Source organism: Lutibacter sp., from assembly GCF_030692605.1.
In the GTDB taxonomy this organism is placed as follows: Bacteria; Bacteroidota; Bacteroidia; order Flavobacteriales; family Flavobacteriaceae; genus Lutibacter.
In genome coordinates this window covers 1-13,769 of the sequence record NZ_JAUYUD010000002.1, presented here as the reverse complement: position 1 = coordinate 13,769, position 13,769 = coordinate 1, and the positions used below count along the sequence as shown (strand labels likewise).

Sequence of the window (13,769 nt, the reverse complement as noted above, 5' to 3'; positions counted from 1 at the left end):
CTTGTTCCTTGTAATGCACTTTTATCATTGATTATAAATTTAATCCAATAAAATTAAATTTGTTCTTATGTAAACCAAAATTATTTCAAACTAAACTCTGTTTCAAGAACTTCCACACTACTTGTTCCTACAAATACTTTAAAATCTCCTGCTTCAGTCTTAAAACTCATATCGTGAGTATAAAATGCTAAATCTTTTGAAGTTAAAGCAAATGATACGTTTTTTGATTCTCCAATTTTTAGAAAAACTTTTTCAAAACCTTTTAATTCTTTCACTGGCCTTGTTACACTTCCTACTAAATCTTGAATATACAATTGAATAATTTCTTCGCCATCAAACTTCCCTGTATTAGTAACTGTAACACTTACTTCAATAGTTTCATTAAAATTAAACTCTTTTTTATTAATTTTTAAATCTGAATATTCAAATGAAGTATAACTTAATCCGTAACCAAATGGATATAAGGGCGAATTGGAGACATCTAAATATTTGGATCTAAACCGTTGCTCTGGACCATCTATTTCATAAGGTCTTCCTGTATTTTTATGATTGTAATAAATAGGAATTTGTCCAACATTTCGAGGAAACGTCATTGTAAGTTTCCCTGATGGATTGTATTCTCCAAAAAGAACATCAGCAATTGCAGCGCCACCCATTGTACCAGAAAACCAAGTTTCTAAAATTGCATCAGTAACTTCGTTTTCATATTCTAATGTTAATGGTCGGCCATTCATTAAAACTAGCACTATTGGTTTTCCTGTTTTTTTTATTTCAGCAATTAGTTCTTTTTGTACACCCGGTAAATCTAAATTGGATCTACTTGCAGCCTCACCACTTAATCCTTGCGTTTCACCTAAAACCATCACAACAACATCTGATTCTTTTGCAACGTGCACCGCTTCATTGAATTTTGAAGTATCAATACTCGAAATTTCACACCCTTCTGCAAATATTATATTTTCTGAAGAACCTACTAAAGATGTTACACCTTCAAAAACACTTATTGCTTTACCCGTTCTATCGCCTCGAGCAATCCAAGTTCCTAAAATGTGACTTTCATCTTTAACTAATGGACCAATGAATGCAATTTTTTGATGTTTATTTAGTGGTAAAATATTGTTTTTATTTTTTAACAATACAATCGATTTTTGAGCTAATTCTTTCGCTGTTTCTAAATATTCGGGTTTATAAAAGGTTTCTTTTTCTCTATCCTCGTTGCTATAACGATATGGGTCTTCAAACAATCCTAAACGATATTTTAAAATTAAAATACGTCTTGCAGCTCCTGTTATTTTTTCTTCTGAAACTTTACCTTCTTCAACTAATTTTTTAAGATTTCTTAAAAAAATACCACCTTGCATATCCATATCAACACCGGCATTTATAGCTTGTTCACCTGCGTGTTTTTCGTCTTTTGAATACCCATGTGGAATCATTTCATTTACAGAAGTATAATCAGTAACCACAAAACCATCAAAGTTCCATTCGTCTCTTAAAATATCTGTCAATAAAAACTTATTTCCAGAAGCTGGTATACCATTTAAATCATTGAAAGAAGTCATAAATGTAGTTACACCCTCATCAATTGCAGCTTTAAAAGGCGGCAAATAAGTTGTTCTTAGTTCGTTTTCAGACATATCAACGGTATTGTAATCTCTACCTGCAATTGGCACTCCATAAGCTGCAAAATGCTTGGCACAGGCTAAAATTGTATTGTGTTTAGACAAATCACCACCCTGAAAACCTTTAACACGTGCTTTTGCAATTTCACTTCCTAAAAAAACATCTTCACCTGCTCCTTCAGAAACTCTTCCCCATCGTGGATCACGAGAAATATCTATCATAGGTGCAAATGTCCAATGAAAACCTGAAGCCGAGGCTTCTTCTGCCGCAATTCTTGAACTTTTTTCTATTAAATCTAAATCCCAAGACGCTGATTATCCTAATGAAATTGGAAATATGGTTTTGTGTCCGTGAATAACATCATACCCAAATAATAGCGGAATACCTAATCTGGTTTCTTCAACCGCAATTTTTTGTAGTTCGATAGTTGTTTTTACAGTTGGTACACTAAATACAGCACCAAGCATTCCTTCTTTTAAATATTCTACAAAATTTTTATCAATAGTTGGTCCTGTAATGTCTGATCCAGAAGAAAAAAGAACTGTTTGTCCTATTTTTTCATCTAAGGTCATTTTTTGAATGAGGTCATCTATAAAGGTATCCATTTCTGAATTATTATTTTTTGAAACTTGAGTTTGATTTGATGTTGCTATTTTTGGAGAATAAAAAATGATTAAAAAAAGAATTGGAACAAATAAATAAAATATAATTTTCATCGTTTTTTCATATAAACTTATCATGTCAACACTATTTGCAACCTTATTTTTCAAATGATTCTTCATTTTTTTATGAAATAAGTAACATTAAGAATGCAGCAATTGAAGCTCCTATAATAGGACCTAAAACCGGAATCCAGGCATAACCCCAATCATTAGAAGCCTTATCTTTAATTGGTAATATCGCATGTATTATTCTTGGACCCAAATCTCTTGCGGGGTTAATTGCATAGCCTGTTGTGCCTCCTAATGACAAACCAATTGCCCACACTAAAAAGGCAACGGGCAAAGCTCCTAACGAACCTAAACCAATAGGTGCTTGTGTATCTGTTAGTGAAGCATTGGTAAAATAAAGCACCACAAATACCAGAACAAAAGTTCCAACAATCTCACTAAAAATATTTGATAACGGATTTCGAATAGCGGGTGCCGTACAGAAAATTGCTCTCTTGGTTTCACCATCTTTTGTAGCATCAAAATGATCTTTATACATTACCCACACAATGAATGCCCCCAACATTGCTCCAATAAATTGAGCCAATACATATTCAGGCACTAAAGCCCAATCAAATTTACCCGCAACTGCTAAACCAATACTAACGGCAGGATTTAAATGAGCACCACTATAAGGCCCTGCTACTACCACACCAACAAAAACGGCAAGACCCCAAGCTGTAGTTATCACCATCCAACCATGGTCATTTGACTTTGTTTTTTCTAATACAACATTAGCAACTACACCACCTCCAAGAAGGATAAGTAAAGCTGTCCCTATAATTTCTGCAATAAATGGAGTCATTATTCTTTGATTTTTTTAGTTATATTTAATTTTTGGTCCAGTATTCTAACGCATTAATTGCTTTATACCATCCTTTAATGTCTTTATCAATTTCTTTTCTTTCTGAAGTAGGATTAAAACGTTTGTCGGTTTGCCAAATTTCTTGAATTTCTTCCGAATTTTTCCAATAACCAACTGCCAATCCTGCTAAAAATGCTGCTCCCATAGCAGTAGTTTCTACAACTTTTGGACGAACTGTTACTGTATTTAAAACATCTGCCTGAAATTGCATCAACATATTATTTACAGTAGCTCCACCATCTACACGTAATTCTTTAATAGAAATTCCTGAATCTGCTTGCATTGCCTTTAAAACATCCATCGTTTGATAAGCAATGGACTCTAAAGCGGCACGTGCTATATGAGCATCTGTGCTTCCTCTAGTTAATCCAAAAATAGTTCCTTGCGCATGTTGATTCCAATGAGGTGCACCTAAACCAGCAAATGCAGGCACAAAATAAACGCCTTCCGAACTTCCAACCGAACTTGCCAGTTTTTCAACATCAGATGAAGTTCTTATGATTTTTAAACTGTCTCGTAGCCATTGCACAACTGCTCCAGCAATAAAAATACTACCTTCTAAAGCATAATGCGTTTTACCATTAATTTTCCAAGCTACTGTGGTTAATAAGTTATTTTTTGAAACAATAGGTTTTTCGCCAATATTCATTAACATAAAACAACCTGTACCATAAGTGTTTTTTACCATCCCTGGTTTGGTACACATTTGTCCAAATAATGCTGCTTGCTGATCACCGGCAATTCCAGCAATCGGAATCTTCGCATCATAAAACGTTGATTTGGTATGTCCATATACTTCACTTGATTGTTTTACTTGCGGCAACATACTTTTTGGTATTGTAAAAAGTTTAAGTAATTCATCATCCCAATCCATAGTATTCAAATTAAATAATAATGTTCTTGAAGCATTTGAAACATCTGTTACATGCTGTTCTCCTTTTGTGAAATTCCATATCAACCATGTATCTATAGTCCCCATAATCAGCTCACCAGCTTCAGCTCTTTTTCTTACGCCTTCAACATTATCAAGAATCCATTTTACTTTTGTTCCCGAAAAATAAGAATCAATAACCAACCCCGTTTTTTCTCTAATAAAATTACTTTTGCCTTGTTTTTTAAGTTCATCACAGTAATTTGCGGTTCTTTTATCTTGCCATACAATTGCATTGTATACAGGTTGACCCGTTTTTCTGTCCCAAACTACCACTGTTTCACGTTGATTTGTAATTCCAATAGCTGCAATATTTTCAGCATTTAAACCTTTTTTGGCGATAGCTTCAGCTGCCACTCCATTTTGAGTTGACCAAATTTCAATGGGGTCATGTTCAACCCATCCTGGTTTTGGAAAATATTGAGTGAATTCCTTTTGAGCAACTGAAATAATACTTCCTTTTTTGTCGAAAATTATAGCACGTGAACTTGTAGTTCCTTGATCTAAGGCAAGAATATATTTTTCCATATTTATTGATAGGTTTGAAATTAATTCTTAAATATACTAATTTGATTTATAACACATATTGATTTGCAATTGATGTGAATTCTTTAATTTGTTGTTTTTGCCACAATTTATCTTTAGTTAATTCTTTAGCTAATATTTCAGCAACTTTAGGCGCAATTTCAATAGCTGCCTTCGCATCTAAAAACAATGCTCGAACACGTCTAGCCAAGATATCTTCAATTGTTCTTGCCATTTCATATCTGATAGCCCAAACAATTTCTGCCTTTGTATATGGCAATCGTTCATGTAATTTTTCTCCCAATTCCGGCAATTTCATTATTAAATTTTGAATGGCATCCTGATCACTTCCATATAAATTTAGATGTTGTGTTTTATGAGGTGATGCCATCGCACCATGTATTTGAAGATTTTTAGTTTTACAACTTCTGTTTGGCAATTTACCCAAAGCGATAGCCTTATTCACAGTATCTTGGGCCATTCTTCTAAAGGTTGTCCATTTTCCACCAGTTATGGTAATTAACTCTGAGTTTGAAACAATAATTTTATGACTTCTAGATATTTCTTTGGTTTTTTCTGAATTACCTTTCGATACAGCCAATGGTCTTAATCCGGCAAATATGCTCAGAACATCTTCTTTTTCAACCTTTTTGTTCAGATATCTGTTTGCTGTAGAAAGGATGAAATTAACCTCCTTGTCTAATGCCTTTGGTTCTAAACTATGACTATCCAGTAGAGTATCTGTAGTGCCAACAACCACTTTATTTTGCCAAGGCACTAAAAATAACACTCGACCATCATCTGTTTTTGGAATCATAATGGCATCATTCCCAGGTAAAAAGGATTTATTTAAAATCAAATGAATACCTTGACTAGGGCGAACTATATTCTTAGCTTTTACATTATCCATTTGCAAAATTTCATCAGTAAAAACACCTGTGGCATTGATTACAACTTTGGCATTTAAATTATAGGAAATGCTGGTTTCAGTATCTTGAGCAATTACACCATTTACAAAGCCATTACCATTTTTCAGTAACTGATTTACTTTAAAATGATTTAAAACGGTGGCCCCATTTTCAATACAAGTTTGAGCAATATTTACCGCTAATCTAGCATCGTCAAATTGTCCGTCATGATATACCACTCCTCCTTTAAGATGCTCATTGTTAATGGTTTCTAGTCTTGAAATAGTTTCTTTTTTATTGATACGTGTAGATTTTCCAAAGCTTAATTTTCCTGCTAAAATATCATAAAATTTTAGCCCAACAGCATAAAAAAAATTGTCCCACCAACTGTAATTAGGAATAATAAACGATTGATTGCTAACTAAATGTGATGCGTTTTTTAACAATAAACCTCTTTCATATAAAGCTTCTTTAACCAAATCGATATTACCTTGAGCCAAATACCGTACACCACCATGAAGCAATTTAGTGCTTCTGCTTGAGGTTCCTTTTGAGAAATCTACCTGTTCTAATAAAAGTGTTTTATAACCACGTGTAGTGCTATCTAAAGCAACCCCTAATCCAGTTGCTCCCCCTCCAATAACTATCACATCCCAATCAGAATTTTCTTTTAGTTGTTTTATTAATGTGTCCCTTTTATACAAAATCGTTTATTAAAATTTAATACTTTTTAAAACTTATTTCGTCTAATTTTATTGAATATTCAATTCGTTGATTGTCATTTACATCCCAAATTTCCATTTTTATTTCAGGGTTTTTTGTTATCCAATCTATGGTAATTAAGCCAAAATGATTTTCCATAACTGGTCCTTCAATTCTGTTTTTATTGGGCGTTGCAAAAAGCCATCGAGAGGAAAGTCCGCTTGAAGTTACATCATAAATGGGATATAAATTAGGTGTTTCAACTTTTGAAATCTCGGCATAATGCACATCTCCTGAAATAAAAAGAACACCATTTGCCTTGGTTTTTTTTATTAAATCTAAGAATTTTTGCTGCTCTAACGGAAAATTTGCCCAAGCTTCATATCCATTGTATTCAATTCCAAATTGTGAACCCGAACCAACAATTCTAACATCAGCAGGTTTTGATAATTCCTTTTCAAGCCATTTCCATTGTGCTGTTCCCAACAATGTGGAGTCTGAATGTTGATATGGAACATAATCTGGGTCGTAGAAAAATTTATTTTCTTCTTCCGTATGTTTTAATAAATCGTCCCTAAAAGTTCGAACATCTAATAAAATTACTTGTAATTTTTTACCATTTTTTTCATAGTAATAAGAAGTATAAATTCCTTCCCGTTTCCTTCGTTCAGAATTTTTGGGTTCATTAAAAAAATCTAAAAATACATCTTTTGATTCCTTTTTAAATTTATAATGTCTTCCCGCATCATTCCAACCAAAATCGTGATCATCCCAAGTAGCTATTATAGGTACATTTTTCTTTAAATTTTGAAAAGTAGGCTTCATGGATAGCCTATCATATTTTGCTTGAAGCGTATCCATATTATAGGTGTCACCATAGATGTTATCCCCTAAAAAAATAAATAAATCTGGTTTGTGTTTAACCACCACATCATAGATTGGCAATTGATTATCCTGATGACCACAAGACCCGAAAGCAATTTTTGTAGTATGTTTTTGAGAACAACTATTTAAAGAAAATGCTATTATTAAAAATAAGATTTGTGTTGAATTAATTTGAATTTTCATATTATCATTATTTAGTTAATTTTATACTTTTCATCTTTTGTCACAGTTTTCCACTCATCTGTTCTAAAAGGAACAGCAGGAAACCCTTCCTTGTTGAACAAATTACTTTCTGAAGCATCGCCTACCCAGCTGAAATGAACTGCAACAGGGTTTGGGACTTTGTCACTAAAAAGGATTATTTTATTGTTTTTTATATAAGCCTTGGCATCATGAAAAACTTGGTCTTCACCAGCAATTTCAAATCCTTTAATATAACCGTATCTATCAGGCGTAGATAAACCGCTTCCAATGTCATTGAAAGAAACAATTACTTGGTTTCCAGTTATTTCCATTGATTGATACATTGGTCCAGAGCAAACCATTGGTTTTTGATATAAATTATTTAAGGCAAGTGCAGCCAATCGTTTTCCAACACCTTGTTTGTTAGTTGGATGAATATCTCTTGGATTCGTGACCAAATCTGTGGTAACAACCATTCCCGTATTTGGCAAACTTAAGGTCAACGTTTGCGCTTCTTGAAGTTCTGCCCAACCACAACCTTCATTGCTATTTCCTCCAGCTGAAAAAGAAGCTAATTGCACAAAATAAAACGGAAAATTGTCTTGATTCCCTGTCTGTTCGGCAGTCAGGAATTTTTTACGCCAGTCATTTATTAGCAATGGAAATGCTTTTCGATACTGAAAAGATCTTCCTGCATTCGATTCGCCTTGATACCATAAAACTCCTTTAAAGGCGTAAGGAATCAATGGGTTTATCATTGCATTGTAGCAAAGTGATGGAAGTGAATTTTCGTTCGTTGACGATTTTATAGATTCCACTTGAAATTTCCATTTTCCGCTTAACGGAATGATGGTGTTTCCAATGGTTAACTTTAAATCGGCCGAATCTCCATAAATTCCGCCACCGCCACCATTGTCAACCACTCTAACGGCAATTATGTTTGTTCCTTCTTTTAGGATTCCGACCGGAATTGTATATTTTCTTTTTGAATCCCATCTTTCCATACCTCCTACTTTTACTCCATTGACGTAAGTAATATCCTCGTCGTCAATTTTTGCCAATTCTAAAACGGCTGATTTATTACTGACATCAGCTGATAACGTGATGGATTTTCGCAACCAAACCACGCCGTCAAATTCGCCTAAACTTTGTTCTTCCCATACTTGAGGCGTGTTAAGTTCTGGCCATTTTGAATCATTAAATCCTGATTCTTTGAAAGTACTTGCCACTGCAGCATTTATTTTTGCTCCTTGCAAGGCTTCGATTCTTTTGTCAAATCCTTTTACTTTTAGTTTCGAAAGAGAATCTAAATCAATCTTTGGCATTCTGGAAATCATTTCCTTAAATTCATCGCTACTTTCAAAACCTTCACGGCTAATCCAAGTTTCAATATTGGTTCCGCCCCAAGATGAATTGATTAAGCCAATGGGAATTTTGATTTCGTTGTACAAATTTTTGGCAAAAAAGTAGCCAATCGCTGTAAAACTGCCAACCGTTGTTGAATCGCAAACTTGCCAACTATTTTTTGAATTGACGCTGTTTTGAGGTAATGAATTTACTTCTTTATCAATTTTGATGTGTCGAATCATAGGATTATTGGCGGAAGCCAATTCATTTTTAAAATCATTAGATTGTTCAACCGACCATTCCATATTAGATTGTCCTGTACAAAGCCAAACTTCTCCTACCAAAACATTTTTTATTTCGATGGTGTTTTTGGCTTTAATCATTAAAACAAATGGTCCGCCAGCGGTTTCATTATCCAAACGAATTATCCATTTGCCATTTTTATCGGCTTTAGTTTTCTTGATTTGGTTATTGAAACGGATTTCAATTTTTTCATTGGCTTTAGCCGTTCCCCAAACAGGAATTGGCGTATTGCGTTGCAAGACCATATTATCGGCAAAGATTTTTGACAAAGTAACCTGCGCATTAATTGAAATACTGCTGATGAGGATGAATAATAGGAATAAATACTGCTTTTTCATTTTACTTGTTTTATTAATTTTAAGGTATAATTTTTTATTTAGCTATTTTGTATTTTGATTCTTTCATTATTGATTTCCATTCGTTAGTTCTAAAAGGAACTGCTGGAAACTCTTCCTTATTATAGAGATTGTCGTCGCTGGCATCATCTGCCCAACCAAAATGGATGGAAATAGGATTTGGCACATTTTCGTTATAAATCACTACTTTGTTATTGACAATTTGTGCTTTGGCATAATAGAATATTTGGTTATTTCCCGCAATTTCAAAGCCTTTCACATAGCCATATTTATCAGAAGTTGATAATCCTGAGCCTGTATTTTCGAAAGTTGCGATTATCTGGTTTCCTTGTATTTCCATAGCTTTAAAAGAAGGTCCGCTGCACACTATGTTTTTGTTGTAAACATTTTTCAAAGCTATTGCTGCCAATCTTTTTCCCACGTCTTGTTTGTTTGTAGGATGAATATCCGATGGATTTCCAATATCCGTAGTAACAACCATTCTTGTGTTTGGTAGTGACAAAGTCATCGTTTGCGCTTCCCGAAGTTCAGCCCAGCTACAACCTTCATTGCTGTTACCGCCTGTTTTTAAGGATGATAATTGCACATAATAAAAAGGCATATTTGGTTTGCCAAATTTTTTGCGCCAATCGTTTATCAATAATGGAAACGTTTTTCTATACTGGTAGGCTCTTCCTGTATTATTTTCGCCTTGACAATATAACACTCCTTTGAATGCAAAATTTGTGAGCGGATTTATCAACGCATTGTAACAAATAGTGGGCAATAGATTTCCGTTGACTGGTTTTTTTACAGACTCGACCTGGAATTTCCAATTTCCGTCTAACGAAATACTTGTTTTTCCAACGCTTAATTTGATTTTTTTTACATCATCATAAATTCCACCACCACTCTTATAATCCACTACTCTAACTACAATTACATTCTTTCCTTCTTTTAAAAGTCCGGCAGGAATATAATATTTTCGGGGAGTATCGGCCACATAAGTGTTTCCTACTTTATTTCCGTTGATGTATGTTCTGTCTTCATTGTTAGTTGCTTCCAATTCAAATGTGGCTTTATTTTTTATGTCATTGGTAGACAAAAAAATTGTTTTTCGTAACCAAACCACATAACATAATTTCCCGACACTTTCTTTATCCCAGAGTTGTGGTTCGTTCAGCGGTAGCCATTTTGAATCATCGAAAGAAATATCTTTAAATAAACTAGCATTAAGTTCTTCTAATTTTGTTCCCTGCAACCCTTCGATTATTGATTTGCTGTCTTGTGATTTTGCTTTAGAAAGAGAATCTAAATTTATCTTTGGCATTCCGGCAATCATTCCTGCAAACTCCTCACTGTTTTCAAAACCTTCACGACTTATCCAGGATTCAATATCTACACCACCCCAGCTATTATTTACCAAACCAATTGGAATCTTAAGTTTGTTATAAATATTTCTTGCGAAAAAATAGGCTGTGCCAGAAAAATTGGAAACCGTTGTTGAATCGCAAACTTTCCATTCATCTGTACTAACATCAGATAAGGGTGATGTGCTGGTAGCGTGTAAAATTTTGACGTAACGTATAAAAGGATAGTCAGCAGAAGCGATTTCTTTTGCAGAATTAGTAGAATGTCCTACAGTTCTTTCCATATTAGATTGACCGCTGCAAAGCCAAACATCGCCTACTAAAACATTTTTTATTTCTATGGTGTTTTTCCCTTTGATAGTTAAAGCATAAGGACCACCAGCGGTTTCGTTGTCTAATCGAATCGTCCATTTCCCGTTTTTGTCGGCTTTGGCTTTTTTGATTTGGTTGTTGAATCGAACTTCTATTTTTTCATTGGCTGCAGCCCAACCCCAAACCGGAATTGGCGAATTACGCTGCAATACCATATTATTAGCGAAGATTTTAGCCACAGAAACTTGCGCATTTATACTGCTACAAATGCTAAATATCAACATAAATGCTAAATACTGTTTTTTCATTTTTTCTAAATATTTATTGTATTTTAAGAAACCTCAACTATTGAACTTCCTTTAATTCTAACAACACACTCGTTCTTTGAGCATTAATGTTTGGTTTAAAACCTACTTTCATTAAAAAATCACCCGTAAGAACTGTATCAGCGGCAATTGAAGAAGTCGTTCCCTGATATAAATTCAGCTCTTTTATGAGGTATTTTTTATTTGGATCAAGCCCTTTTAAAAGAATAGGATTCGCTATTATATTAAACCTGTTTGTCGTTAAATAGTTAAAAACAACAGCGCGGCTTTGGTCGGGTTTCACATACATCAATGCAGCAAAATCGCTTTGATATGGATTGACCAAACGATACATATCACCGTGCCAAACGACATCTTTGAATGAATTATAATTTTCTATGGCTTGTTTGCAAAACAGTTTATCCTTTTCATTTAGTTTTGACGCCTCAATATCAAAACCTAGTTTTCCCATACTGGCAACATCTATTTTGAACTTTAGCGGTTGTTTTCCCCAGTGTGTAATATGATTATCAACCGTAATCGAAGGAAAGAAAAAAGAATAATTCCACTGCATAAATATTCTTTCAAGAGGATCTGTGTTATCACTTGGCCAAAACTCCGTGAAATGTTTTAACATTTCATAATCTGCTCGACCGCCTCCGCCAGAGCACAACATCATTGGTACTTTTGGATATTTAGCACGAACTCTTTCAAGCACTTTATATAGCCCTTTGATATAATCTACATACAAATTGGATTGCGGCAATCCTTTTTTATTGAGATAAGCGGAATACGCATTGTAAATAACCGCGTTACAATCCCATTTTATAAAGGCCAATTCTGGGTTTTTTACAAATAAATCGTCCACAATTCCGAAAACAAAATCTTGAACTTCGGGGTTTGACAAATCCAACACGAGCTGATTTCGAAAATATATCTCTGGTCGTTCGGGTTGTCGAATTACCCAGTCTAAATGTTTTTCGTACAATTCACTTTTGGGATTTACCATTTCAGGTTCTATCCAAATTCCGAATTTTATTCCTTCTTTAGTCGCTTCTTTTACCAAATAACCCAAGCCATTAGGCAGTTTCTTTTTGTTTTCCTGCCAATCTCCAAGTCCAGCATTATCTGAATTTCTTGGGTATTTGTTGCCAAACCAACCATCGTCTAATAAGAATAAGTCAACCCCTAACTCTTTGGCATCTTTAAATAAATCTTTCAATTTATTTTCATCAAAATCAAAATAGGTAGATTCCCAATTGTTCAAAAGCGTCAAACGCTCTCCTTGACCATCTAAAACCTTGTATTTTCTCGCCCAATTATGCAAATTTCTACTAGCCTCACCAGTTCCTTGATTGGATACGGTATAAATCAATGACGGGGTTTTGAAAATTACATTTGGCAACAATGAATATTCCGAAGTATATGGATTAATTCCCGCAATTAATCGGAGATTTTGATGACGATCTATCTCAAAATCAAGTTTAAAGTTTCCTGTCCAAGCCAATTGTCCCAAGAGCACCATTCCATCATTTTCGGATGCTGGTTTGCCAAATGACACCATAAAATTAGGCGACTGCCAAAGCATTGCTCGTGTTCCTAATTTAGAATCTATGCTTTTAATTCCTGATACGAGTTTAGCTTCATCAGGTTGCATTTCTTTTGCCCAATCTCCGTGAAAACTAGAAAGATAAAAATTATTGTCCGAAAAATATAAATTTGCCGAAGCGTACTTTTGCAGCAAAACCGCTTTCTTTTCTTTGTGTTTAATTTCTGTCCATTGCTCTATCACGTTCTCATTTGCCCAAATTTTGTAGCACAATGTAACCTCAAATGGATAAATAGGGTCTTTTAATAAAATGCTCACAACGGAAATATTACTGTCTAATTGCGCTGTTTTATGACTCACATACTTCAAATCTAGCGAAGAATTACCATCGGCGTGTTTTACTTGTATTGCAGGTTCGACTAAATTCCAAGTGCCGGAAGGCGTGTACGTTGAATTAAAAATTTCATTTTTATTACCCTCAGAATATTTAGAAGAAATAGTGGCATAATCACTTTCATTTTGTAAAGATTTTCCAAAATAAACAGTTCGCAGGCGATTTTCACTATCTGTCATAATTACTATTGCATTGTCTCTAGTCGCAATTGGAATTGTTATTTGCGCCGATATAGTATTGGCACAAATAATAAAACCAAAAAGCAACTGCAAAACAGTAAATTTCAAGCTGTTATTAATCATAATTTTCAAGTTTAAACATTATTGTCCGATAAAAATAAAATCTGATAATTTTTAATTTCTATCTATTTGTAAATTAAATTTCTGATTGTCCGTTTTCTGTCATAACCCTGTAATACCTGCTATTACTAGCCTATCGAATAATTTTTCTTCAAAATATCTTCTGTTAAGCTTATAAACGAACTCATTTAGGTACAATTGAAGATATTTTCCTTTAATTTTA

The 13,769-nt window shown here is 34.0% G+C and carries 8 protein-coding genes and 2 pseudogenes; all 10 read right to left on the bottom strand.

The annotated features are described in order from the left end of the window. Positions 1-80: 80 nt before the first annotated feature. Positions 81-1,922, bottom strand: a pseudogene (gene bglX, locus Q8S45_RS00065) (beta-glucosidase BglX); the annotation flags it as partial. A gap of 15 nt (positions 1,923-1,937) precedes the next feature. After that, a complete protein-coding gene (locus Q8S45_RS13900; protein WP_371132946.1) occupies positions 1,938-2,405 on the bottom strand; it encodes a hypothetical protein in 468 nt (155 codons plus the stop codon). Between the two features lie 4 nt (positions 2,406-2,409). Continuing rightward, complete coding sequence (locus tag Q8S45_RS00060) at positions 2,410-3,138, bottom strand: MIP/aquaporin family protein (RefSeq protein WP_305600084.1); 729 nt, start codon at positions 3,136-3,138, stop codon at positions 2,410-2,412. A 25-nt stretch (positions 3,139-3,163) separates the two neighbouring features. Continuing rightward, the gene (glpK, locus tag Q8S45_RS00055; RefSeq protein ID WP_305600082.1) at positions 3,164-4,657 is read right to left on the bottom strand and encodes a glycerol kinase GlpK; all 1,494 of its coding nucleotides are present in this window, start codon (positions 4,655-4,657) and stop codon (positions 3,164-3,166) included. 46 nt (positions 4,658-4,703) lie between these two features. Continuing rightward, a complete protein-coding gene (locus Q8S45_RS00050) occupies positions 4,704-6,266 on the bottom strand; it encodes a glycerol-3-phosphate dehydrogenase/oxidase (RefSeq protein ID WP_305600080.1) in 1,563 nt (520 codons plus the stop codon). Between the two features lie 16 nt (positions 6,267-6,282). Beyond that, positions 6,283-7,332, bottom strand: coding sequence for an alkaline phosphatase D family protein (locus Q8S45_RS00045; protein WP_305600078.1), 1,050 nt, complete (start codon positions 7,330-7,332; stop codon positions 6,283-6,285). Positions 7,333-7,343: 11 nt separating this feature from the next. Beyond that, the gene (locus Q8S45_RS00040; RefSeq protein WP_305600076.1) at positions 7,344-9,320 is read right to left on the bottom strand and encodes a sialate O-acetylesterase; all 1,977 of its coding nucleotides are present in this window, start codon (positions 9,318-9,320) and stop codon (positions 7,344-7,346) included. Between the two features lie 34 nt (positions 9,321-9,354). Then, positions 9,355-11,307 carry a sialate O-acetylesterase gene (locus Q8S45_RS00035; RefSeq protein ID WP_305600074.1) on the bottom strand — a complete coding sequence of 651 codons (1,953 nt, stop codon included), beginning with the start codon at positions 11,305-11,307 and terminating at the stop codon, positions 9,355-9,357. Between the two features lie 37 nt (positions 11,308-11,344). Then, a complete protein-coding gene (locus Q8S45_RS00030; protein WP_305600072.1) occupies positions 11,345-13,549 on the bottom strand; it encodes an alpha-galactosidase in 2,205 nt (734 codons plus the stop codon). 99 nt (positions 13,550-13,648) lie between these two features. After that, a pseudogene (locus tag Q8S45_RS00025) lies at positions 13,649-13,769 on the bottom strand (IS1595 family transposase); the annotation flags it as partial.